Origin of the sequence: Candidatus Tisiphia endosymbiont of Ptychoptera albimana, from assembly GCF_964026605.1 — a bacterium.
GTDB lineage: Bacteria > Pseudomonadota > Alphaproteobacteria > Rickettsiales > Rickettsiaceae > Tisiphia.
Map to the genome: position 1 here is coordinate 512,794 of NZ_OZ032164.1, position 24,214 is coordinate 537,007.

Annotated in this window: 21 protein-coding genes and 1 other RNA gene; 8 read left to right on the top strand and 14 right to left on the bottom strand. The window is 33.7% G+C overall.

Annotation, left to right across the window (positions count from 1 at the left end; all coding sequences use genetic code 11):
- Positions 1-245: 245 nt before the first annotated feature.
- Both dnaK and AAGD36_RS02465 read right to left on the bottom strand, forming a co-directional pair.
- Complete coding sequence (gene dnaK, locus AAGD36_RS02460) at positions 246-2,135, bottom strand: molecular chaperone DnaK (protein WP_341755800.1); 1,890 nt, start codon at positions 2,133-2,135, stop codon at positions 246-248.
- Positions 2,136-2,202: 67 nt separating this feature from the next.
- Positions 2,203-2,862 (bottom strand): hypothetical protein, encoded by a 660-nt coding sequence (locus AAGD36_RS02465; protein ID WP_341755801.1) that lies wholly within the window; start codon positions 2,860-2,862, stop codon positions 2,203-2,205.
- A 112-nt stretch (positions 2,863-2,974) separates the two neighbouring features.
- Here AAGD36_RS02465 and rnpB point away from each other — a divergent pair.
- The 3 genes from rnpB (at position 2,975) to gyrA (ending at position 7,772) form a co-directional block, all read left to right on the top strand.
- An RNA gene (gene rnpB / locus AAGD36_RS02470) (RNase P RNA component class A) lies at positions 2,975-3,376 on the top strand.
- A gap of 132 nt (positions 3,377-3,508) precedes the next feature.
- Positions 3,509-4,774 (top strand): hypothetical protein, encoded by a 1,266-nt coding sequence (locus tag AAGD36_RS02475; RefSeq protein ID WP_341755802.1) that lies wholly within the window; start codon positions 3,509-3,511, stop codon positions 4,772-4,774.
- A gap of 358 nt (positions 4,775-5,132) precedes the next feature.
- The gene (gene gyrA, locus AAGD36_RS02480; protein ID WP_410521248.1) at positions 5,133-7,772 is read left to right on the top strand and encodes a DNA topoisomerase (ATP-hydrolyzing) subunit A; all 2,640 of its coding nucleotides are present in this window, start codon (positions 5,133-5,135) and stop codon (positions 7,770-7,772) included.
- Here the strand turns inward: gyrA and AAGD36_RS02485 are convergent.
- From AAGD36_RS02485 to AAGD36_RS02515, 7 genes are all read right to left on the bottom strand, one after another.
- On the bottom strand, positions 7,680-7,916 hold the full coding sequence (locus AAGD36_RS02485) for a hypothetical protein (RefSeq protein WP_341755804.1): 237 nt from the start codon (positions 7,914-7,916) through the stop codon (positions 7,680-7,682). The genes gyrA and AAGD36_RS02485 overlap by 93 nt on opposite strands.
- Before the next feature lie 192 nt (positions 7,917-8,108).
- On the bottom strand, positions 8,109-8,300 hold the full coding sequence (locus AAGD36_RS02490; RefSeq protein WP_341755805.1) for a hypothetical protein: 192 nt from the start codon (positions 8,298-8,300) through the stop codon (positions 8,109-8,111).
- 90 nt (positions 8,301-8,390) lie between these two features.
- Entirely contained in the window at positions 8,391-8,960 is a 570-nt protein-coding gene (gene rsmD, locus AAGD36_RS02495; RefSeq protein ID WP_341755806.1) for a 16S rRNA (guanine(966)-N(2))-methyltransferase RsmD, read from the bottom strand.
- Positions 8,957-9,655, bottom strand: coding sequence for a pseudouridine synthase (locus AAGD36_RS02500; protein WP_341755807.1), 699 nt, complete (start codon positions 9,653-9,655; stop codon positions 8,957-8,959). The genes rsmD and AAGD36_RS02500 overlap by 4 nt, the downstream gene beginning before the upstream one ends.
- 112 nt (positions 9,656-9,767) lie before the next feature.
- Positions 9,768-10,859 (bottom strand): pentapeptide repeat-containing protein, encoded by a 1,092-nt coding sequence (locus AAGD36_RS02505; protein ID WP_341755808.1) that lies wholly within the window; start codon positions 10,857-10,859, stop codon positions 9,768-9,770.
- 12 nt (positions 10,860-10,871) lie between these two features.
- Entirely contained in the window at positions 10,872-11,201 is a 330-nt protein-coding gene (gene mazF, locus AAGD36_RS02510) for an endoribonuclease MazF (RefSeq protein WP_341755809.1), read from the bottom strand.
- Positions 11,195-11,431: an AbrB/MazE/SpoVT family DNA-binding domain-containing protein gene (locus AAGD36_RS02515; RefSeq protein ID WP_341747556.1), complete on the bottom strand. Its 237-nt coding sequence runs from the start codon at positions 11,429-11,431 to the stop codon at positions 11,195-11,197. The genes mazF and AAGD36_RS02515 overlap by 7 nt, the downstream gene beginning before the upstream one ends.
- An 86-nt stretch (positions 11,432-11,517) precedes the next feature.
- On the opposite strand from AAGD36_RS02515, the gene AAGD36_RS02520 reads away from it, so the two are divergent.
- Positions 11,518-11,748, top strand: coding sequence for a hypothetical protein (locus tag AAGD36_RS02520; RefSeq protein WP_341755810.1), 231 nt, complete (start codon positions 11,518-11,520; stop codon positions 11,746-11,748).
- On the opposite strand, the gene AAGD36_RS02525 is transcribed toward AAGD36_RS02520, so the two are convergent.
- Positions 11,687-12,547, bottom strand: coding sequence for a DUF1189 family protein (locus tag AAGD36_RS02525; RefSeq protein WP_341755811.1), 861 nt, complete (start codon positions 12,545-12,547; stop codon positions 11,687-11,689). The genes AAGD36_RS02520 and AAGD36_RS02525 overlap by 62 nt on opposite strands.
- A 105-nt stretch (positions 12,548-12,652) precedes the next feature.
- Here AAGD36_RS02525 and tkt point away from each other — a divergent pair, with 105 nt between their 5' ends.
- Positions 12,653-14,662: a transketolase gene (tkt, locus tag AAGD36_RS02530; RefSeq protein WP_341755812.1), complete on the top strand. Its 2,010-nt coding sequence runs from the start codon at positions 12,653-12,655 to the stop codon at positions 14,660-14,662.
- Between the two features lie 85 nt (positions 14,663-14,747).
- Here the strand turns inward: tkt and AAGD36_RS02535 are convergent, their stop codons facing one another.
- From AAGD36_RS02535 to AAGD36_RS02550, 4 genes are all read right to left on the bottom strand, one after another.
- Complete coding sequence (locus AAGD36_RS02535; RefSeq protein WP_341755813.1) at positions 14,748-14,909, bottom strand: hypothetical protein; 162 nt, start codon at positions 14,907-14,909, stop codon at positions 14,748-14,750.
- Positions 14,910-14,986: 77 nt separating this feature from the next.
- Positions 14,987-16,960, bottom strand: a complete 1,974-nt coding sequence (locus AAGD36_RS02540) for a hypothetical protein (protein WP_341755814.1) — start codon at positions 16,958-16,960, stop codon at positions 14,987-14,989.
- A gap of 308 nt (positions 16,961-17,268) precedes the next feature.
- Positions 17,269-18,594: a serine hydroxymethyltransferase gene (glyA, locus tag AAGD36_RS02545; protein ID WP_341755815.1), complete on the bottom strand. Its 1,326-nt coding sequence runs from the start codon at positions 18,592-18,594 to the stop codon at positions 17,269-17,271.
- Positions 18,595-18,842: 248 nt separating this feature from the next.
- Positions 18,843-19,382 carry an invasion associated locus B family protein gene (locus AAGD36_RS02550; protein ID WP_341755816.1) on the bottom strand — a complete coding sequence of 180 codons (540 nt, stop codon included), beginning with the start codon at positions 19,380-19,382 and terminating at the stop codon, positions 18,843-18,845.
- A gap of 406 nt (positions 19,383-19,788) precedes the next feature.
- Here AAGD36_RS02550 and clpB point away from each other — a divergent pair, with 406 nt between their 5' ends.
- The 3 genes from clpB to AAGD36_RS02565 are packed head-to-tail and all read left to right on the top strand — an operon-like array spanning position 19,789 to position 24,188.
- Positions 19,789-22,365 carry an ATP-dependent chaperone ClpB gene (clpB, locus tag AAGD36_RS02555; protein ID WP_341755817.1) on the top strand — a complete coding sequence of 859 codons (2,577 nt, stop codon included), beginning with the start codon at positions 19,789-19,791 and terminating at the stop codon, positions 22,363-22,365.
- Positions 22,366-22,377: 12 nt separating this feature from the next.
- Complete coding sequence (locus AAGD36_RS02560; RefSeq protein WP_341755818.1) at positions 22,378-23,406, top strand: mitochondrial fission ELM1 family protein; 1,029 nt, start codon at positions 22,378-22,380, stop codon at positions 23,404-23,406.
- Positions 23,403-24,188: a TatD family hydrolase gene (locus AAGD36_RS02565; RefSeq protein ID WP_410521242.1), complete on the top strand. Its 786-nt coding sequence runs from the start codon at positions 23,403-23,405 to the stop codon at positions 24,186-24,188. The genes AAGD36_RS02560 and AAGD36_RS02565 overlap by 4 nt, the downstream gene beginning before the upstream one ends.
- Positions 24,189-24,214 lie beyond the last annotated feature (26 nt).

A 24,214-nucleotide genomic window follows, 5' to 3' on the forward strand; every position in this document is an offset into this window, starting at 1 on the left:
ATATCTTATTTTAAATTTTACTTTTAGCTAACTCGAATAGCGTTACTCGTCATTGCGAGGAGTCGCGAAAAAGCGGCTACGCGGCAATCCAGGGTACACGAAGCTTTACTCTAAAAAAACAGCTTCGCTGTTTACCTGGATCACCACGGCATCTAAAGAGCCTTGCAATGACGGAAGTATTTTCACCCATCGTCATTGCGAGGAGTCACTTTAGCGGCGACGAAGCAATCTACATTCATTAGTAATTACTTATTGCTTACATCCTCGTAATTAGCATCAACTACTTTATCGTCATTACTTGCTTCAGATTCCGCATTATTATCGTCGCCTGACGGAGATTTATACATAGCTTCTCCTATTTTCATACTACTAGCCATAAGAGCATCAGTTTTTGCTTTAATTTCTTCAAGATTATCTGACTCTAAAGCTGCTTTTAACTCTGTTATGCTATTTTCTACTTCTTGTTTATCACTAGCTGATATTTTACTATCGTGTTCTTTTAGAGTTTTTTCAGTTGAATAAATTAAGCTATCAGCACTATTTCTAGCCTCAATTAATTCACGACGCTTTTTATCATCCTCAGCGTTTTTTTCTGCATCTTTTACCATTTGTTCAATTTCTGTATCACTAAGACCTCCAGAAGCTTGAATAGTTACTTTTTGTTCCTTACCACTAGCTTTATCCTTGGCAGAAACATGAACTATACCATTAACGTCTATATCAAAAGTTACTTCAATTTGCGGTAATCCTCGTGGTGCAGGCGGAATGCCATCAAGATTAAATTGACCAAGTATCTTATTATCAGATGCCATTTCCCGTTCACCTTGGAATACCCTAATCGTTACAGCATGCTGGTTATCATCAGCAGTAGAGAATACCTGACTCTTTTTAGTCGGAATAGTAGTATTACGATCAATCAGCCTAGTAAATACCCCACCAAGAGTTTCAATACCTAAAGATAAAGGGGTGACATCTAGCAATAATATATCAGTAACTTCTTTATTTAACACTCCTCCCTGAATAGCAGCACCTAGAGCCACGACTTCATCAGGGTTAACTCCTCTATGTGGTTCACGACCAAAGAATTCCTTTACTTTCTCAATAACTTTTGGCATTCTAGTCATACCACCAACAAGTACTACTTCTTGAATATCCGAAGCTTTTAGCCCAGCATCTTTTAAAGCTTTCTTACATGGTTCTATTGTATCATCAATTAACGTTGCCACTAAGGATTCTAATTTCGCCCTAGTAAATTTTATATTTAAATGCTTAGGACCCGAGCTATCAGCCGTAATATATGGCAAATTAACATCAGTTTGAGCTACAGAGGATAATTCTTTTTTAGCTTTTTCCGCAGCTTCCTTCAGACGTTGTAAAGCTAAAGGATCTTTGCGTAAATCCATACCACTTTCTTTCTTAAACTCATCAATTAAATAATCTAGAATTCTCGAATCAAAATCTTCTCCGCCAAGGAAAGTATTACCGTTGGTAGATTTAACTTCAAATACACCATTACCTATTTCTAAAATTGATACATCGAACGTACCACCACCAAGATCATAAACTGCAATTATTTTGCTCTCAGCTTTATCAAAACCATATGCTAAAGCGGCTGCTGTTGGTTCATTGATTATCCTTAATACTTCCAAACCAGCAATTTTACCAGCATCTTTGGTTGCTTGACGTTGTGCATCATTAAAATATGCCGGTACAGTAATGACTGCTTGTGTTACCTTCTCGCCAAGATAATTCTCGGCTGTTTCTTTCATTTTTTGTAGAATATAAGCACTAATCTGACTAGGAGAATATTTTTCTCCTTTAACTTCAACCCAAGCATCGTTATTAGCAGCTTTTACTATCTTGTATGGTACAAGATCTTGGTCTTTTTTTACCATAGGATCAGAGAAACCTCTACCTATCAATCTTTTAATACCATATAAAGTATTTTGTGGATTGGTTACAGCTTGACGTTTTGCTGGATCGCCAATTAATTTTTCACCGTCATTACCAAATCCTACCATTGAAGGAGTAGTCCTAACTCCTTCAGCATTTGCTATAACTCTTGGTTCTTTTCCTTCCATTACCGCGACGCAAGAATTTGTTGTTCCTAAATCTATACCTATGATCTTTGCCATATACACTCCTAATCCCAATTTAATAAATCAACTTGATAAGTTTTGATATAATGTCTTCTCGTTTATTTTACAAGAGGTGGCGGTGAAAAAAATCATGGAAATATTCACTATATGACAACAGGGTAGGGCATTTGGACGAGTCACCTATTTCACTTTGTACATTTCTACGATTTTGAATACCCCTAATTCTCTCTTTATTAGAATTTTCTCTTACCTCGATTAATCCTTGTATAAGATATTTTAATCTAGAACTTTCAGTATAAAGGATCATATGTTTAAAAAACTTGGTATATTTACCTACTAGCTTATTACCACCATTCCAATACATATCCTCAATCATCGACATCTCGTTAGGTTTTAACTTATCCCAAGACTTGCCATAAATATTTTTTAGCTCTAGGCGATTAACAGCACTCTTACGATCATATATCATTCGAGATTGTTGTATTGTAATAGCTTTATCGCCATTATAAACTTTGTCAAATGATAAAGAACCTTGGAATATTGTCTGCCACACAATTTTTGCTCTTGGATTATCCATGTTAAAGCCTATCCCTATAGTGTTGTATCCCTTAATGTCTTTATATACTTGTAATATTTCATTTTCATTACCTTTAATAAAAATAAATACCATTTCTTGGTAAAATTGTAGATGTTTTGGGTCAGAAAGATTTAATCCATATAATTTATCCCGTAATTCAGCGGCAAATTTTATACTCACTACCATAAATTTAACTATTATTATCTTGAAAAGATTATTAATAACATGTTTTTAGCTAGCACTAAGTGTTCTAGTAAAAAAAATCATTGACGAGACAATTATATTAAAACATAATCATCTCGATGGTCGTGCAGTTGCGTAAAAATCTATACTAGAATTTACGAGGAAAGTCCGGACTCTACAGAGATATGGTGCTGGTTAACGTCCAGCGGAAGAGTAATCTTTTAGGGAAAGTGCCGCAGAAAATATACCGCCAAACTTTGTTATCAAATTTTGGTAAGGGTGAAATGGTGTGGTAAGAGCATACCGGTAGGTTGGTAACAAGCTACGCATGGTAAACCCCACCAAGAGCAAGATCAAATAGGCATTACAGAACTTACCTGTTCCTAGGCATCTCTGACTAGAAGTAATGTGGGTGGATCGCTTGAGATAAATGGTAATATTTATCCTAGATAAATAACTGCAGTAGATAATAGAAATATTATTTATACAAAATCCGGCTTATAGACCATCATATTTGAAACCTCAGTTTTGGATTAAAATTTTTAATTTTAATCCAAAACTGGCTGGAATATCAGAATAAATTGTGAACATGAATTGCTGTACAGAGTTTTTGCGTAAATATTACCCTGTCATTTTGTGTTTATTCTTAATGTCTTTACATTTTGCCTCTGCCTATCCTGGGGGTATGTCGTTTGATAGTTTTGATCAATATGGGCAGAGTATCAATAAAAACTATTTTTCACATCACCCACCGTTAATGTCAATGGTATGGTCCTTGTTTCATTATATTTACCAAGGTCCGCAGACGATGCTCTTGCTTAATTTAGGACTGTTGTGGGGTGGAGTATTGCTGCTTTTCTATGCTGATTCACAGAATAAATACAGATGGCTTTACTTATTAATACCATTTCTACCTAATATATTATCCCAATCTGGAACAATTTGGAAAGATGTAGCTTTTACCTTTGGTAGTTTCTTTGTAGTAGCTACTTGTATTTTTCATACTTACCGTCAAAACCCTGCCTCTCTTTGGGTGATTACAGGATTACTATTAATTGTTTTTTATGTTGTTGGTGTTAAATTTCAAGCACAATTTATAGCTCCAATTTTGATTTTGTTTGTATTGTCAATTTATCTTAAAACTAGCTTGTTAATAAGAATAATACTAACCTGCATAATTTCGCTATTAATAATATATGGTAATGCTAAACTTACTAAGCATTTTTCCACTGAAAGTCATGCAGAGCAATTACGTCAATTATTTGATATTGCTGGAGTAAGTGTTGCTATCAATAATGATAATTTAGTGCCAAAATATGTTAAAGAAGACCTAGATTTATATAGTTTTGAGAAGCTTAAAGTTCATTACACTCCTAGATGGGTTGATCCATTAATTTTTGGTGATACTAGGATTTATGCCTCTACAGCAGATCCTATAAAGTTACAAGAAATGGAATTTGCTTATAAACAAGCCATTACTCTCTATCCACTAGATTTTCTTAAACATCGTACAATGAATTTTGTTATGTTAATGAAAAACTGGGGATTCCATCATTACGCCTTTATTGAACTTAACGAAGCTCAAAAACATGGTATGGATATTAAAAAGAATTACTTAAAAAATTGGACAATTAAATATTTAAAATTATATCCAAAGATTTTAACAATAAATCTTATTAGTTTTATATTAATATTTGTGTATTTAATATCTATTCTAACAAATAAACAATCTAATAGTCCCGAGAAAGTTATTTTGGCATATATCGTAGCAATATCTATTGTTTTTTCAATAGTACTATTTTTTGCTACCATGGCATGTGATTACCGTTATTACTATGTTATAAGAATTTTAACATTATTTAGCCTGCCGATTTATTTGAAATTCAGGCAATCTAAAAAAAGATGTTATGTATAGCTAACCATAGTAAAATGGCGTCATTGCGAGGAGGCATGAGCCGACGAAGCAATCCAAAAGTGATTAAAAATGGATTGCTTGTCGGCTCATGCCTCCTCGCAATGACGTCTCGAGCTTTTAAACTTGTCCCTATCTATTTAATTCCTTTTTTTCCTCAACTGGGGAATCTGTTCTTCGGGTTATAGCTACACTTGGAAAAAAATAGCTTTTCCAGCTAGTCTACGCTCATTCAGCAATAGATTTTTTTCTGAATATGTAATATACTTAAACTATTCTAATATTACTTTAATAAATGTAGGTTCTAACTGTGACTAATTTAGATCGTCAAAACTTAATATCTATTAGCATTGAAGATGAGATGAAAGGCTCTTACTTAGATTATGCCATGAGTGTAATCGTCAGTAGAGCCATTCCAGATGTACGTGATGGTCTGAAGCCAGTGCATCGCAGAATCCTTTATGCAATGTATGAAGCATCTAATTACTTTAACAAACCTTATCGTAAGTCAGCAAGAACTGTCGGTGATGTGATGGGTAAATACCATCCGCATGGCGACGCTGCAATTTATGACTCATTAGTGAGAATGGCACAGGATTTCTCTTTAAGATTACCGCTCGTTGATGGGCAGGGTAATTTTGGTTCAAGAGATGGTGATGCTGCCGCTGCTATGAGGTATACAGAGTCAAGACTTGCTAAAGTTGCTCATACATTGCTTGAAGATATTGATAAAGAAACCATTGATTTTACGCCAAATTATGATGGTTCTGAAAAAGAACCATTGGTACTACCATCAATGTTTCCCAATCTCTTGGTGAACGGAACTAATGGTATTGCTGTTGGCATGGCTACCAATATTCCACCTCATAATCTTGGAGAAATAATAGATGCTTGTTGCCTATATGTTGATAATAATGATGTAGAAATATTAGAACTTATGTCAGTAGTTAAAGGCCCTGACTTTCCTACTGCTGGTATCGTACTTGGTACAAGCGGTATTAGGTCAGCTTATTTAACAGGTAGGGGTAGTATTCTAACTAGAGGACGTAGCGAAATTGAAGAGATTGCTAATAATAGACAGGCTATTATTATTACAGAAATACCATATATGGTTAATAAAGCTAAATTGGTTGAGAAAATTGCCGAACTGGTCAAGGAAAAACGTATTGAAGGTATCAGTGATCTTAGAGATGAATCAAATAAAGATGGTATTCGAGTAGTAATTGAAATAAAGAAAGATGTTGTAGCAGAAGTGGTGCTAAATCAAATATATTCCTATACTCAGCTGCAAACTAGTTTTGGTGTGATTATGTTAGCTCTAAGAGATGGGCTACCAGAAGTTATGAACTTAAAAGAAGTGATAGCTGCTTTTGTCAATTTTAGAGAAATAGTAATAACTCGCAGGACGATATATTTGTTAAATAAGGCTCGTGATAAGGCACATATTTTATTGGGACTAATGATTGCTGTTAGTAGTATTGATGAGGTTATTAGAATAATTAAATCTTCAAATGATCCGGCAAGTGCTAAAGAGCAACTAATGCAAAGAACTTGGGATGCGTCATCTATAATAGATCTAGTAAAACTTGTTGATGATAGAGCAATGATAGCAGATGATGGTAAATGTTATTTTACTGAAACACAAACAAAAGCAATTCTTGAAATGCGATTGCAACGTTTAACTGCTATGGAGAAAAATAAATTAGAAAATGATCTTGCAGAACTAGCTACGGAGATTAGGGGGTATACTGACATTCTAGCATCACGTGAGAAACTTCTAGATATCCTAAAAAATGAGTTAATTAGAATCAAAGATGAATTCGCTACTCCCCGCCTTACTAGCATTGAATTAGGTGACTTTGATCAAGATATTGAGGATCTTATCCAAAGAGAAGAAATGGTTGTGACCGTGACATTGGGCGGTTATATTAAACGTGTACCTCTTGCTACCTATAGAGCACAGAAACGAGGAGGAAAGGGGAGAGCAGGGCTGTCAATGAGGGATGAAGATATTACCACTCAAATATTTGTTGGCAGTACTCACACACCGATGTTGTTTTTCTCAAATACCGGGCAGGTATACAGCTTAAAATTATATAAACTGCCACTTGGTAATCCTCAGAGTAAAGGAAGACCAATAGTCAACATTTTACCTTTAAAAGAAGGAGAACGTATAAATAATATTATGCCATTGCCTGAAAATCAGGATGAGTGGGATAATTTGAATATTATTTTTGCTACAAGCCAAGGTAACATTAGAAGGAATGATTTATCAGACTTTAAACGTATTCAATCAAATGGTAAAATTGCTATTAGGCTTGATGATAATGACCATTTAATAGATGTTAAAGTTTGTAAGGATGAAGACCATGTTTTACTGGCAACCAAAGCTGGTAAAGCTATAAGATTCCCAGCTAGTTCAGTTAGGGTATTTAAAAGCCGTACTTCTGATGGTGTAAGAGGTATGAGGATTGCTGCTAGTGACTACGTTATTTCTATGACTATATTAAAAGGCATATCATGCACCATGGATGAAAGAGAAGCATACCGATCAATTCCTATAGAAGAAAGGTTGTTAATAGCTGATGGTAAAGAATTTACTCCGGAAGAATATGGCGTAAATTTAACTAAAGAACAGATTCTAGAAATGGCACTTTCTGAGGAATTTATTCTTACTGTTAGTGAAAATGGTTTTGGAAAAAGAAGTTCCGCATACGAATATAGGATTACTAACCGTGGTGGTAGTGGTATTGTTAATATGGATGTGTCTGATAAAACTGGATTAGTTGTTGGAGTAATGCCGGTTGATATGTCTGATGAGTTGATGTTAATTACTAATAATGGCAAACTAATTAGGTGTAAACTTGAATCTGTACGTATAACTGGTCGTAATACTAGTGGTGTAATATTATTCAAAACCGAACAAGGAGAAAAAGTAGTTTCTACCGCATTGATTGCTGATAGCCCTGAGGAAGAGGTGGATGTGGATATACTCGAATGATAATAGACTTACTGCATAAGTCAATCTAGTTGGTGATTTTGTCGTCGAAACTCGCCTCCGCTCCTCACGTACGCCTGTGTACGCTGCGGTACTCGACTTCGTTTCTCCTAAAAATCCCTCAACTATCTTTGATTTATGCAGCAAGTCTAATATACTCAGGTAGAACTTCAAGAATTGGCGTTCCCGCGACCAAAGATCGAAGCTGCCTAGTTACCTCATGTACGCTACGCTGCTCGACTTTGCTACTGCCTAGCTCTTCTTGAAGTTATACTATCGTCTACCAACTCTTCATTTACGAGCAGTATATATAATCTGAGTTTGGTTTAATAGTTGAGCCTAAAACGATAATTTTAATTTAAGTGAACCTTGATGGCTTGAATATTTATTATTAGACGCTAAATAGTTATATACTGCCATGATTTCTGTTGCTCCACGTTTTATAGTGATAGTTCCGCCAATTTTGTAGTTGTATTTAGCAGGTTTTTCAAGTAGCAATATTTCCTCTCTGCTGCTAGATGGATATGACATGACCTGCATATAAGACTTCTGCTGCTTATATATAACAAATCAAGTGATTTTTTTTAAAATTTACAAAAGGTTTATTTTCCATAATATATATTATAGAACATTTATGTATTTTAAGATAAGCAATTTACTATCACCGTATATTTTTTCTTTAATTAGCTGTAAAGAATCATTGCTAAAATCTTCATTTTTAGCAAGTTCGACTACAATAATGCTACCATCTTTTAACCATTGACCTTTTTTTAAAGCATTAACTGCCTTCGATACAAGATTATGACCGTATGGTGGATCAATAAAAATTAAATCAAAGCTGTTTTTACATTTTGGCAAAGCTATAGCATTGATATTTAAGAAAGTCATTTTATCCAGCTTACCTATTTTACTAGCAAACTCTTTTGCTGCCTGTAAATAATTAGCATTTATATCAACTAATGTAACTGCTCCAGCACCTCTAGAACAGCTCTCAAAAGCTAGACTACCAGTGCCGGCAAATAAATCGAGAACTTTAGATTCATTGTTAAATAACCTACAATCAATGAATTCTCCTGAAGTTAGTATACTAAAAATCGCCTCTCGGATTTTCCCTGTGGAAGGACGATAGTTAGAGTTTTTTAAGGTAGGTATGATCCGATTTTTATGTTTGCCTGCTATAATTCTAATCATAAAAATTTCTTAAATTTTTCGAATGGCTGTTCTTTATACTGATTTGGTTGCAAATTACCTAATAAAAAATCTCCATAGCTAATTCTAATTAACCGGTTAACAGTCAAGCCAAAATGTTCAAATATCTTCCTAATTTCACGATTTTTTCCTTCAGTCAAAACTACTTCAAACCAACAATTTGTTCTGCCTAATTTTATTAATTTAATTGATTTAGGATCATAACGTATTTGATCAATTTCTATATTTTTATAATTTTTTAGCAAAAGATTTGGGTTACCATATGCTCTGACTTTATATACACGTTCTATTTTACTTGATGGTAGCTCAAACTTTCTTGCTAAATCACCATTATTGGTTAGTAATAATAGCCCTTCACTATTGATATCCAATCGCCCTATTGAGATTACTCTAGGCAGGCTCAACTTTGCAAGACTGGCAAATACTGTTTCTCGACCACTTGTATCTTTATGCGAAGTAATGAGTCCAACAGGTTTGTAATATGCCCATAAACGCGGAATCTGTTGTTGATTTATTAGTTTTCCTGATACCTCAATAATACTAGTTTCATCAACATTGGTTGCTGGTGAATCAATAATAACACCATTTACTTTTACTTGATTATTTTTAATAAGCAGTTCTGCATCACGTCTTGAACATATCCCTGCATTACTAATCGCTTTTGCTAGTCTTTGCATACTATCCTGGGTCAAATAAACAATCCTATATTTTTTACTTACTAGACATGTCATTGCGAGGATGCCGTAAAGTGAGTCCTCGCAATGATGCTACAACTTTTAAATCACTCTGTTAATAATATGATTCTAAAAATTCTTTTATCTTATCATCAGGGATTTCAAAAATATCAATCATACCGTGTTCTTTAGGGTTAAAGTTTTCAGGAAATTTTGTAGCAGGGAATCCTCTAGAAAACATATATCGAGAACAAGAGGAGTTTAGTCTATTAATCAATTCCAGTTGTAAACCACTCATTGCCGTCAAAGGTTTAGAGTTATAATATGCCCCTTGTAAATTAAACTGATGAGTATGATGAAAAACTAACATTTTAGATAAATCAACTCCTATCAAATTTGTATTATTAAAAATTGCAGTACTATAAGAAGCATCAGTAAATTCTACTCCACACAAATTACTTCCTGAAAAATCAGCAGATTCTAATTCAGTTTCATTAGTAAATCTAGAAAGGGCAAAATCACATCCTAGCAACTTTGCTCCCCAAAAATCTACGTTAGAAAATTCACTTTTTTGGAAATTATTTAATGAAAGATTGGCGTTGAAAAATTTTATGTTATGAAAATAAGACTTACTAAAATCAGTATCATATTTATTCTTTCCTGTACCAAATAAAATAATACCACTTAGATCTAGATCTTTTAAATTTTGCTTTTTATTGGCAATCAAAAATCTTAACTCCTTGAAAATCTCAATATTCACTTGATTATATTTTGGATCAAATGATTTCCATACACTTAATGGTTGAAAGAGTATAGGTTCAACAGGAACAGTTTCTTTTTGTAAAGAAGGAATTCTTTCGAAAGCAAATTTAGGATCTTTTCCTTCAGATAAGGTAACTAGTCTAGTTACCTTATTATCTAAAGCTAGAACAGAAAATTGATATCTACCGAAAGCAACAGTATATAAAGCTAAGTATCCAGATAGTAATTTTATTATCGTATTTCTACAAAATACTACTTGTGGAAAAGAAAAAAACTTATTAAACTTATTTAAAATAATGGAACAAACTTGAATAATGCCGGAAACTGATCCTAAGAGAAGTTTATAAATTAGCCTAATGGCTATAATCCCATATAGGATAGTTTTAAGCAATATTCTCAAAGCAACTTTTACTTTTTGAGAGTAAAGTTTATATATTCGTTTCATAGCAATGTATAACTACAATAATAGTCTTAATTTTGATAATATAACATTTATGAGTATTTTGTCTAATGTAAGAATTTTAGTTGCTGTACGGGCTTTCCAATCCATAGATCGTACTTGATCGCATAATACTGCTCCCTTTATTTGTTCAAAGTTTATTATCACTTCAAAAGGATAGCCCTTAATTTGACTAGTGATAGGTACAAATAGAGCAAGACCACTCTTAAGGTTATATTTATAAGGAGTAAGAACTACCGCTGGTCGTGTTTTTTGAATCTCTTTGCCTTTTTGAGGTTCAAAATTAAGCCAAACTACATCACCTCTTTCAGGTATGAATGTTACCACGATTCATTGCCTACAGCAATGTCATCATTTAATATTTCATGATGACAGTTAGAATCTGTAATATTATCCAATAATATATCTAATTCTGATGTTTCTGTACTGATAATCAAATAGTTATCAGCTGTTTCTAAATTAACAAATGTACCTTGTTGAAAATGTAACTTATCAGCTAGATGTTTAGGAATTCTAATTCCCAAGCTATTTCCCCATTTTTGGATTTGAGTTTGCATAATATCATTAATATTGTTACTGTATAAACAAGTATATACAATAAACCTACATTATGCAAGTTAAGAATTCTTTTTAGTCATTAGACTTGCTGCATAAATCAAAGATAGTTGAGGGATTTTTAGGAGAAACGAAGCCGGCTACCTTCGCGTACACAGACGTACGTGAGGAGAGGAGGCGAGTTTCGACGACAAAATCACCAACTAGATTGACTTATGCAGTAAGTCTATTGCAAGGAGCTATATCACCCCCCTTCCCTATTTACTTCGTATTTGTAACATCCCCAAAAAGAGTAAAAAATAGGCAAACATCTGTATAAAAAATACCATGCCACTCAATTCTGGTAAAAATATAACGATAATAGGTTGTAATAAAATGGGCACTCCACTTGAAAATAATACTATCCTAGTGCATGTTTGCCAAGAGGATTTAGGACCAAAATAATTAGTTAACAGATATACTAATATGATAATAAAGCTTTTTTCGAATAAAATTGTTACAAAACGAAAGACTATCATTATCGGCATTAAAATGTAAATAAATACCTTCGGTGCTTGTGTAAGAATCCTAGAAAAATGCTTTTTAATGACTTCTTCAGTTAGAATCTTTTGATCAGAAGTAAATAATTTAGAATATCCAATACTAAATGCACTCTTTTTTTTATCAGTTATTTCAATCGTAGTAAGGGTTATATTATTGCTACTAAAGAGGATAGGAACTTTAATTTTCTCGCTATAAGGTAGTTGATTCTTTGAGTCTATAACAGCAATTTTATTACCATTTTCATCGAGTAAATATATAGCTTCATCTTGATCAACTAAAATTTTACTACCATCATAATAGATTTCCGGTAACTGTTTTAATATATATTCAATAGTTGTGGTGCTTTTTGTAGAGCGGTTTTCAGTAAAATAATCCGTCAAAGCCAACAAATAATTAAATATAAAAAGACAGAAAATCAATGATGATATAAAAGATACAGTAAATATGTATTTAATTCCATACCCTGTATATGATCTATAAACATCTTGGTAAAAATTTATTGAACTGATTGATAACCGTAATTGATGAAATAAAGTAGTAAACCACGAGAAAACGGATAATAGTTTTGTTGTCATAATATCTATTTTGATGTAGATTCATAAAAAATTTTTATCAATATATTCCAATTCTTAAAACTAGAAAAGTATATATCTTTTAACATAAAAGCGATATTTATCATAATGAAGTTTAATAAAATACCAAAATATTCAGAAGAATATTGTAAACTAAGTGACTGTATTAGAGTTTTAGCAAGTGATAGCATAGAACATGCCAAGTCAGGCCATCCAGGTATGGTACTTGGCATGGCAGATGTGATGACAGTTTTAGTGTTTGATTTTCTTAAATTCAATCCTAATGATCCAACTTGGTTTGACCGTGATCGCCTAGTTCTATCAGCTGGGCATGGATCTATGTTACTTTATAGTTTTTATTATTTAACAAATTATAAAAATTTTCACTTAGAAGATTTAAAACAATTTCGCAAATTACATTCAAAAACTCCTGGACATCCAGAATATGGAGCATATGAAGCTATTGAAGCTACTACAGGACCTTTAGGCCAGGGATTTGCCACTTCAGTGGGTATGGCTATTGGTCAAAAAAAATATCAACAAAAATTGGGCAAAAATCTTAGTGATCATAAAATTTACTGTATAATTGGAGATGGATGCCTAATGGAAGGTATCAGCTATGAGGCTGCTTCTTTAGCTGGGCATTTATGCCTTAATAACCTAATAGTTTTATTTGATGATAATAAAATTTCCATCGATGGCTCTACCAACCTTACTGTATCTGAAGACCATTTGCTTAAATTTACTGCCATGGGTTGGATTACCGAATCTATAGATGGGCATGATTTTGAGCAAATTAATGCCAGCTTAACTAGGGCAAAAAATTCTGATAAACCCTACTTCATTGCCTGTCGTACTTTAATTGCCAAAGGTTCTATTAACAAGGTAAATTCAAATGCAGCCCATGGTTCGCCCCTTGGCAAAGATGAAGTTAAATTGCTAAAAGAAAATTTAGGTTTTAAGGATGAAGAATTTGACCTACCAAAAGAATTAAAAGATATATGGGGCATCGCTTGGCTAAGAAATCAAGTGAGTTATAATAATTGGCAGGAAAACTTTGTTGATATAAGTCAAGAACAAAAAGCGTATTTTGCTAGACCTAATATCGATTGTTCTTTTCTTGATAATATACCTATCCCGGTAAAAGATGAAGCAACCCGTAGTTCATCCGGTAGAATTGTAGAAGAATTAAGCAAACTATCTGATAAAATTATTTTTGGGTCAGCTGATTTATCATTATCCAATAATATCAAAAATAATCATAGTAAAGTAATCAGTAAAGATGATTTTAGCGGCAACTACATCCATTATGGTGTTCGTGAGAATGCTATGGGTTCTATCATGAACGGACTGTCATTATCAGGATTTTTGCCTGTAGGTGCTACTTTTCTAGCCTTTTCTGATTATATGAAGCCAAGTATGCGACTTTCTGCTATTATGCAGCAACAAGTAATCTATATAATGACTCATGATTCAATCGGTGTAGGAGAAGACGGTCCTACTCACCAACCAGTTGAACATCTAGCATCCCTCCGAAGCTTACCAAATATGATGGTACTACGCCCTGCAGACTATATAGAAACAGCCGAGTCCTGGCGAATTGCACTATCTAATAAACAAGGTCCTTCTATTCTTGCTTTAACAAGACAAGCTGTCCCTCAAATTATTAAGATTCAAAATAGGGAAAATCAAATAGTTAGCCACATTAGTTCACAAGATTTATGCTCTAAAGGTGGTTATATATTGTCAGGGAATGATCAACAAACAGTAGATGTTGCTATCTTTGCTACAGGTTCTGAATTATCAATTGCCTTAGAGGTAAAAGATATACTAAGCAAAAATGGATTTAGTGTAAATGTTATTTCAATATTATGTTTTGAGTTATTTTTTAAACAGCCTCGTAGCTATACCCAAAATATCCTATCCAATGCCAAATTGAAAGTGGCTATAGAAGCTGCAAGTAGCTTTGGCTGGCATCGAATCATTGGAGAAAACGGACTGTTTTTTGGAGTCGACCAATTTGGTCTATCTAGTTGTTCTGAAGATGTATACTCATATTTTGGTCTTACTCCTTCAAATATCCTAGAAAATATTATTGCAAAAATTAAGGAGATGTAAAAAAGGCATCATTGCAAGTAGGCGAAGCAACTAAGCAATCCTTAAAAGTGATTAGAAATGGATTGCTTAGTCACTACTATAAACCTCAGTTTTGGATTAATTTCATTAGACTTACTGCATAAGTCAATCTAGTTGGTGATTTTGTCGTCGAAACTCGCCTCCGCTCCTCACGTACGTCTGTGTACGCGAAGGTAGCCGGCTTCGTTTCTCCTAAAAATCCCTCAACTATCTTTGATTTATGCAGCAAGTCTATTAATCCGAAATTGAGATTATATAAGTAGTTCCTCATAATGACGTTGAGATCGATTATTAAGAATTACATGCCTATTCAAAGTCAAAATCTATACTACTATACTCTCCCAGTAAGCTTTTGTATGCTGCCATGGGATCATCAAAATATTTAGAGCATGTCTCTGACAGTTCCAAAGCATCTAACAGATCCTCAAGTGCTACCTGAACTTGTTGTTTTTGCAATTTTGTTGCTTGTTCTTCTTGTTGATGTTTCATATCCACAATAAATTGTTTGTCTTGTTCAGTTAATTGCTCGGCACTATGCTGACTAGCATAATCTTTCGCATATTCGGTTTGTCGTAGTGCATTAATTATAATTTGGTATTCTGTCGCTAAAGGGCTACGGTCAGCATATTCAGGTAGATAGTTCCTAATATTGTCCAAAAATAACTTATTAATTTCAGCAAATACTTTTTGTTGCGCATGTGTGGTTTTACTAAAATCCATATCCATCTCACACGCTATAAATTCTAAAAGCTCCTTGGATAGACCTTTTTTTTCACATTTTACTATTAACTTATCAACAATGTGTTGAATAAAGTCTCCAATATTATTCTCAGTAATCTCCTCTTTTGTCTCAGCTTCCCGTAATGCAAAGTTATTTATAAATTGAGAGCTAACCTTTGGTAAAGTATGGATTACTTGAGTTAAGGTTCCTTGATTACAAGCAGAGTCATTAGGACCATACGTTGTCGCAGCTATATATAATTGCATAGCCAACTCCGACATTTTATTTACCTTCCATACCTCTTCTACAGAACAGTGGTTTAAATCTTGAAACAAGTCTTTTATTTGCTGCTGAGTAGCATTACAGTTAGTAAGTAAATTATGGCATGCCTCTTGACTTTTAAGTTCTTCTATTGTTAGTTCATCTTTATTAAGTAGTTGTTTAATTCTAGTTAGAATACTTAAAATTTTTGACTCATCTGTCTCTATAGTTAAATATTTAGATATAGAGCTAACATATAATTCTTGTATTTCTTGCTCATTAGGATCACTATCATCAATGAGTAGCATAACAGCTGCTATTGCTTTAGGTAACTGTAGATTCTTCCCATGCAGGTAATCATAACAATAACTATAATTAGCATAAGTTCCGTCATATTTACCATCAACATCAGTTTTTACATAAAGATTCTTTAAGACATCGACCGCTTTTGCTATTATTGCTTGCATAGCTTGCTTGTTATCTTGTAGATAATTTAGTTTATCTTCTTCTGGTATTTTATGAAAAATATCCTTTTTCCTATCTTCAGGTAAATTGGGCAACAGAAAAGGGGTATATTCTGGTTTGCTTGTAATATTTGACAAGTCTGCTATTCTTGTTATAGTTTGCTTTGCAGCTTGATCTAATTGTTCATCAGAAGCTTTCAATTGTTCTAACAAATCCTTGATGTAGGAGTTTGTTGCTCTTACTACTGTACTGTTATGTACAGATTGAGTAGCATGAATAATATCTTGTAGATCATGATAATGATTAGCAGGTAATTCGCGCGGAATATATCCATGAGCAAATAACAATTTTTGAATATCCGGTCTATTCATATAATAGTGAGTAATAGTCCGTCCTTGAATAGGTCCATTAATTGAAAACGAATAGGTCTCATCGGTATGTTTAAGTAAATATTCAACTATACTGTCATGACTATGACCTGCTACTACCATGCTTGTAAACCATTCATCTTTTGCTTTTTGGTCTAAATTAGAGGTCTTTTTAATGTTAATCTGTTTAATAAACATAAATAAGTAATTCCAGGCTTTGTTATTACATTCAACCTCAATAGGTCTTCCGTTAAGCTTAATATTTTCTGCAAAACTTTCAAATGCCTCATTGCTGATATTATTATGTTTATTTGCTAAATCAACATACCAAACTTTATCATTATACTTAAGGACTTCACCTAATTTTTTAACTTCTTCATCTTTTATATCATATTCCCTTAAGTCAAGAAGACCGCTACTAAGCGTATTATTTTTTATTTTTTCTAGTAACTCTTTAAAAGTCATAATTTTTACCTTTTTAAAACCGTTGTAAACGGATAATAGCGACTTTCTATAGCTTGTCAAGAAGATTATAAAAATTATTGCATAACACTTTCAGTTCCTGTTAAATTGACTTACCCTTACGCATGGCATCTAAAAATCATAAGGAAAATAGCCTAGAGTCTATTAGCGAGAAGCCATTTTGTGGGGATTGCCATTACACTTACGTGGTCTCGCTAATAGATGTATACTGCTCGTAAATGAAGAGTTGGTAGACGAAGTTCTACCTGAGTATATTGTACTTTTCTGCAATTTTTAAATTGCCATGGGGGTTATAAGTTGTCATTTCCACATAGGTGGGAATCTAAGATACCTGCTTTCGCAGGTTTGATAGTTTGCATATAAATCGGGAAATTATCTACTAATTTTTTAACTTGCTTGCGAGTTTCTTGCTCACAATCACTGTTATCTTGCGTAGCTTTCAACCCATCTAATACGTTGCAAATCATCTCGCCAACTTCTATAAACTCCTTTTCTTTGAAACCTCTAGTGGTGCATGCAGGAGTACCGAGCCTAATACCAGAAGTGATGAACGGTGAAGTTGTATCAAAAGGTATAGAATTTTTATTACAGGTTATCCCTGCTCTTTCAAGTGAATCTGCGGCCATCTTACCAGTTATACCATATTTTCGTAGGTCCACTAATACTATATGATTATCAGTACCATTAGTTAGAATATCATAGCCTCTTGCCATCAAACTGTTAGCGAGAGCTTTTGCATTACTCATAACCTGTTTTATATAAAGATGATAATCTGGTGTTAAGGCTTCCAAAAAGCCTACTGCTTTTGCTGCAATAATATGCATTAACGGTCCACCTTGCAGCCCAGGAAATAAAGCAGAATTTATCTTTTTACCCAATTCCTCATCATTTGACAGAATAAGACCACCACGTGGGCCACGCAGAGTTTTATGAGTAGTAGAGGTAACAGCATGAGCATAAGGTAAGGGACTTGGATGTTCGTTTGTAGCAACAAGTCCTGCAATATGAGCAATATCTGCTAGCAAATACGCCCCTACTCTATCAGCAATCTCCCTAAATTTAGCAAAATCTAATTGACGTGAATAAGCAGAATAGCCAGCTATAATCAATTTAGGTTTATGCTGCACGGCCATTTGCTCTATTTGTGAATAATCAATTAAGAAAGTTTCTTTATTCACCGAATAGGACACAGAGTTAAACCATTTACCAGACAAGTTAGGGGAAGCACCATGAGTCAAATGCCCCCCTGTATCTAGCGACATACCAAGTATGGTGTCATGTGGTTTTAATAGGGCTAAAAATACTGCCTGATTAGCCTGAGAGCCGGAATGAGGCTGAACGTTAGCATAGTTACAATTAAATAGTTTTTTTACTCGTTCTATCGCTAAAAACTCAGCTTTATCAACCTCTTCACAACCATTATAATAGCGTTTTCCCGGATATCCTTCAGCGTATTTATTGGTCAGAATTGAGCCTTGTGCTTCCAATACTGCCAGGCTTACAAAATTCTCAGAGGCAATCAATTCGATAAAATCGTGCTGACGCCTTTTTTCACCATTGATAATTTGGTGTATATCTTTATCTGTTTCAGATAATTTATTAGGACAAATAGTCATTGAGCTAACCTATAAGAAGTAACTAATTTTTATTCCGAATTGGCTTTAATATAAGGGAAATACATTCTTGAAGCGGTTTTGCGAGTGCATTTTATAAAATTATAGATATATATGTCTATTAGCGAGCGAACGTATGTGAGCGTGTCAATCCATGAAGCTTGTCATATAGATTGCTTCGTCGACCTACGGTCTTCTCGCTAATAGACGGTGTTTAGGCTAAAACTTTTTCGGTTTAGCTATAACTTAATTTATTTTAACGCTTTCAAGCCTTCCTCAAGACCTTTCGTAGAAAGTGGAAAATTTACTTGTTGACCAGCTGAATTCATTATTCCCACGCTAGGATTAGCATCTTTTGATAAAATATCTTTAAGATCTTTATCTGATATTTCAGCAACAGCCTGACAAGAATCTTTTGTACAAGTAACGTACTTACCTGGAGCAGCTAATTTTTGGGAACTAATAATTGACGTACCTGGAGCAACAGAAACATCAGCAGGAACTACTTGTATCATTTTTAAACTTCTTGCCTTACCACTACCCAAATAACCTATTTGATACACAGCTAACACTTGTTGTTTACCATCTTTATTAGTAGAGTTAATTGCTTGACTTAAAAAACAGACCTGTTTTTTTTCAGCATCTGTGGTGCAGTTAACTACCCAATCTGAAAATTTTTGCCCCTCTTTAACCGCAGCATCAACTCTACTAGGATTACCCAAAAATAGTCCCAAACCCATTACAGCAAGACCAGCTGTAACAAACAATGATTTTTTAATACAATTTGTCATAATTCTACTTATTTAATTATTTAATATTATTAGTGGACAATGACAGATTCGAACTGCCACCCTTTCGTGAGCAAGGATGTCGTAATTTTGACACCTAATTTCTCTTTTTCAGCCCTTAAAACCTAGTCCTTAATATTTCTTCGCCTACTAGAATTTAAGGACTAGAGGATATCTAAATTTAATATATTTGTCAATCTGTTAAAATCGTTTTCATGACTCAAATATTTTTAGGTTAGCTATAGCCCCTTGTATTATTATTAACCTTAATTATATAAAATACTTAGTGGGGTTAAATATTATGATATATTCTAATCATTAATTCGATAAATGTACTTTTGGAGCGGCTGACACGAGTACATTTTAACAATCAGGTTTGACCTAATTTACAATTTATAAGGTTATTGAAATGGACATGAATAAATTTACTACACATGCAAAATCTGTTATCTCTAATGCTCAAAGCTTAGCAGCAAAGAATGATCATCAGCAAATATTGCCATTACATATATTGGTAAGCTTATTAAACGATGATAGTGGTGTTATTACTAATCTCATTAATATTTTGGGTAGTAGCTTAGACGATTTAAATAGAGCTTTAACTATAGAATTAAACAAAATCCCAAAAGTACAAATTGAGGGAGGAGGACAGCTTTACCTATCATCAGAAGCACTAAAATTACTTGATAAAGCATCAGAACTTGCCAAGAATAATGCTGATAGTTTTGTGACTATTGAGCGAATTTTTGAAGGCTTATCATATGACAAAACCTCTGCTGGTAAAATTTTATCGGATAATTCAATAACTAATAAGAAAATAAATGCAGCAATTTTACAGTTAAGAAAAGGTAAAAAAGCAGATAGCGAATCTTCTGAAAGTAGTTACGATGCCCTAAAAAAATACGGTAGAGATGTAAGCGAGCTGGCAGAACTTGGTAAACTTGATCCAATAATTGGCAGAGATGAGGAAATTAGAAGAACAGTGCAAGTTTTGTCGAGAAGAATGAAGAATAATCCAGTGCTGATAGGAGAGCCAGGAGTTGGTAAAACAGCCATAATAGAAGGGTTAACCCAAAGAATATTTAGCCAAGATATTCCTGAAACTTTAGCAAATTGTCGTATCATTGAACTTGATATGGGAGCTTTAATTGCTGGGGCTAAATACCGTGGAGAATTTGAAGAACGACTAAAAGCTGTATTAAATGAGATTAAAAACTCTAGTGGAGAAATTATTTTATTTATTGATGAGCTACATCTTTTAGTAGGAACTGGTAAGACAGACGGAGCTATGGATGCATCAAACTTACTAAAGCCAATGCTTGCTAGAGGAGAACTCCATTGTATTGGTGCTACCACTTTAGATGAATATCGTAAATATATTGAGAAAGATGCAGCTCTTGCTAGAAGATTTCAACCAGTTTACGTTAGCCAGCCAACAGTAGAAGATACTATTTCAATTCTACGTGGCATTAAGGACAAATATGAATTACATCATGGTGTAAGAATTGCTGATAGTGCTATAGTTGCTGCTAGTACTTTATCTAACAGATATATTACTGATCGTTATTTACCAGATAAAGCCATTGACTTAATTGATGAAGCATGTAGTCGGTTAAAAATAGAATTATCTAGCAAACCAGAAGAATTGGATGAACTTGATCGCCGTATTATTCAAATAAAAATTGAACTAGCAGCTCTAAAAAAAGAAAATGATGAACATTCAAAAAAGAAAATTATCCTCTTAACCGATGAATTAGAAAAACTTGAATCTCTTTCTTATGATATGAGTGCTAGCTGGCAAGCTGAAAAATCCAAAATACATATTGAACAAAAATTAAAAGAAGAGCTAGAAAAAGCTAAAGCAGAACTTGAAAGAGCAGAAAGAAGTAGCGATCTTGCCCGAGCTAGTGAGCTGAAATATGGTATTATTCCTGATTTAACTAAGAAACTACAACAAGCAATGGAAGGTGGAGATAACAAACTATCAAAAGAAGTCGTATCGGAAAACGATATAGCTATAATCATATCTAGAATTACTGGTATACCGATTGATACAATGCTATCAAGCGAGCGTGAAAAGCTACTAGCGATGGAAGATAAACTACGCAGGTCGGTAATCGGTCAAGATGAAGCTATAAAAGGAGTCAGTGATGCTGTACGTCGTTCTCGTGCTGGTTTGCAAGATATTAACAGACCACTTGGGTCATTTTTATTCTTAGGTCCCACTGGTGTTGGTAAAACCGAACTAACCAAGGCTTTGGCACTTTTTTTATTTGATGATCGTAATGCCATACTCAGAATTGACATGTCTGAATATATGGAAAAACACTCTATATCACGTTTGATTGGAGCTCCTCCAGGGTATGTTGGTTATGAGCAGGGAGGTATCTTAACCGAAGCAGTACGTAGGAGACCTTATCAAGTCATTTTATTTGATGAAGTAGAAAAGGCTCATTCAGATATTTTTAACATCATGCTGCAGATTTTAGATGAAGGACGACTAACCGATAGTCAAGGGATAGTCGTTGATTTTAAAAATACCATTATTGTTCTTACTTCTAACCTTGGAGCTGAAATACTTATTAATCAACGAGAAGAAGATGACCAACATAAAATCAAAGAACAAGTAATGGAATATGTACGAGCCGTATTTAAACCTGAATTCTTAAATAGGCTAGATGAGATTATTCTATTCCATAAACTAACTCGTGCCAACATCCATGATATTGTTAAAATACAATTGGATAATCTGAAAAAAATTCTTTTGCAACAAAATATTATATTGCAATTTGATGAATCAGCTATAAATTACCTTGCTGATAAGGGCTATGACTCAATGTTTGGTGCTAGACCATTAAAAAGAGTTATTCAACGAGAACTACAGAATCATTTTGCCAAAATGATTCTTTCGAGTAGTATCATGAGCGGTGATACTGTAAACATAAAATCAATGAATAGCGAATTGGTTATTGATAAAGTGGTCTAAATAGAAAAGAATATGATAGATACTACTAAACCTAAAATTTGGGTACTGACTGATAGTAGCGTCGGTAATGCCAATCAAGCCATAGCTCTAGCAGAAAATATCAAGCTTGGTTATGAATTAAAACCTATTGAATATAATTTTTGGGGTAATTTACCAAATTTCTTACTCCGATTCAGCCCTATCCATGTAAAAAAGGAACTATTACAATCGTGGAAAATTATTACAGACAGGCAAGGATTCCCAGACTTAATAATTTCTGCCGGAAGAAGAACTGCTTCTTTAGCAAGTTATTTAAAACATAAGTCTAATGGTAGAATAAAAATTGTTCAAATTATGCACCCTAACCTGCCGTTTAAACAATTTGATCTAATTATTTTACCACACCATGATAAAGTTAGTAAGGAAGAACTAAATATGCACTCAAGTGATTTGAGTATATTGAGAATTACTGGGGCTTTAAACAATGTTCAAGAAAAAATACAGGATGGTGGCATTGAATTACGTAAAAATCATCCAAAACTTGGGAAATTTATCTCAGTAATTATCGGTGGTAATAGTAAAAATTATACTTTTACCGATGATAATGCTCACCAAATTGCAACAATATTATCTAATCTTATACAAAAAGGCAAAGAATATAACTTGTTTATTAGCTTTAGTAGACGCACCCCCAATTCAGCAAAAGAAATTATTAAAAACAATGTATCTTCCTCTGCTATTATTTACGATCCAACAGAGGAAAACACTAAACCTAACCCTTATTTTGGTATGTTATCACAGGCAGATTACATAATTTCCACTGCTGATTCGATTTCAATGTGTAGTGAGGCAGCTTCTACTGGCAAGCCTCTTTACATATTTTGCCCTAATAATTTTAAATTACCTAAACATCTATCATTTACACAAAATTTGGTAGAATTAGGAATAGCGAAAATATTAGACGAATCTGTAACTCAGCTTGAACAGTATAATTATGTCCCACTTAATGAAGTAGAAAAAATTGCTAATATAATAGTCTCAAAAAATTGGATACGCTCATGATATTAATTGACTCTCATTGCCATTTAAACATGTTGAAAGAAGATTTATCAACAATAATAACTCGGGCTAAGGATAATGGTGTTCAGTACATGCAGACTATCTGTACTACCCTTGAGGAATTACCAGCTATTTTAGAAATAACCGTAAAATACGGCAATATATTTGCCTCATGCGGCGTACATCCTAATGAAGTTAAAGAAATCACTATGTGTAAAACTATTGTGGATTATTCTAATCACCCCCAAATTATTGGTATTGGTGAAACTGGTCTTGATTATTATTACCAAACATCTGACAAAAATAAACAGATTGGCTCTTTTGAGCAACATATACAAGCATCTCAAAGTACCGGATTACCAATTATAGTACATACAAGAGAAGCAGAAGAAGACACCATTGATATTTTAAGCAGTGAAATGCAAAATGCACCATTTACCGGTCTTATTCATTGCTTTACCTCCTCAAAGCATTTGGCAAAGAAAATGCTTGACCTTGGTATGTATATCTCAATTGCTGGAATTATAACCTTTAAAAATGCAGCTAGTTTACAGGATATAGTACGTTATATTCCACTAGATAGATTATTAATTGAAACAGATTCTCCTTACTTAGCCCCCGTTCCAATGCGTGGAAAGCAAAATGAGCCAGCTTTTGTTAAATATGTAGCAGAAAAAATAGCTGAAATAAAGGAAACAAACCTAGAAACAGTAGCAAGTGGCACTTCTAAAAATTTTATGTCTTTATTTACTAAAACACATCTTATATATTCAACTACTGTTTGAAAGGAAATGGTCATATATTGCTAATA

Coding starts and splice junctions, on each gene's coding strand:
- clpB (WP_341755817.1), top strand. CDS start 19,789: ATGGACATGAATAAATTTACTACACATGCAAAATCTGTTATCTCTAAT.
- rsmD (WP_341755806.1), bottom strand. CDS start 8,960: ATGATTAGAATTATAGCAGGCAAACATAAAAATCGGATCATACCTACC.
- dnaK (WP_341755800.1), bottom strand. CDS start 2,135: ATGGCAAAGATCATAGGTATAGATTTAGGAACAACAAATTCTTGCGTC.
- AAGD36_RS02560 (WP_341755818.1), top strand. CDS start 22,378: ATGATAGATACTACTAAACCTAAAATTTGGGTACTGACTGATAGTAGC.
- AAGD36_RS02550 (WP_341755816.1), bottom strand. CDS start 19,382: ATGACAAATTGTATTAAAAAATCATTGTTTGTTACAGCTGGTCTTGCT.
- AAGD36_RS02525 (WP_341755811.1), bottom strand. CDS start 12,547: ATGACAACAAAACTATTATCCGTTTTCTCGTGGTTTACTACTTTATTT.
- glyA (WP_341755815.1), bottom strand. CDS start 18,594: ATGACTATTTGTCCTAATAAATTATCTGAAACAGATAAAGATATACAC.
- gyrA (WP_410521248.1), top strand. CDS start 5,133: ATGAAAGGCTCTTACTTAGATTATGCCATGAGTGTAATCGTCAGTAGA.
- AAGD36_RS02490 (WP_341755805.1), bottom strand. CDS start 8,300: ATGTCATATCCATCTAGCAGCAGAGAGGAAATATTGCTACTTGAAAAA.
- tkt (WP_341755812.1), top strand. CDS start 12,653: ATGAAGTTTAATAAAATACCAAAATATTCAGAAGAATATTGTAAACTA.
- AAGD36_RS02500 (WP_341755807.1), bottom strand. CDS start 9,655: ATGCAAAGACTAGCAAAAGCGATTAGTAATGCAGGGATATGTTCAAGA.
- AAGD36_RS02565 (WP_410521242.1), top strand. CDS start 23,403: ATGATATTAATTGACTCTCATTGCCATTTAAACATGTTGAAAGAAGAT.
- AAGD36_RS02515 (WP_341747556.1), bottom strand. CDS start 11,431: ATGCAAACTCAAATCCAAAAATGGGGAAATAGCTTGGGAATTAGAATT.
- AAGD36_RS02465 (WP_341755801.1), bottom strand. CDS start 2,862: ATGGTAGTGAGTATAAAATTTGCCGCTGAATTACGGGATAAATTATAT.
- AAGD36_RS02505 (WP_341755808.1), bottom strand. CDS start 10,859: ATGAAACGAATATATAAACTTTACTCTCAAAAAGTAAAAGTTGCTTTG.
- AAGD36_RS02475 (WP_341755802.1), top strand. CDS start 3,509: ATGTCTTTACATTTTGCCTCTGCCTATCCTGGGGGTATGTCGTTTGAT.
- AAGD36_RS02540 (WP_341755814.1), bottom strand. CDS start 16,960: ATGACTTTTAAAGAGTTACTAGAAAAAATAAAAAATAATACGCTTAGT.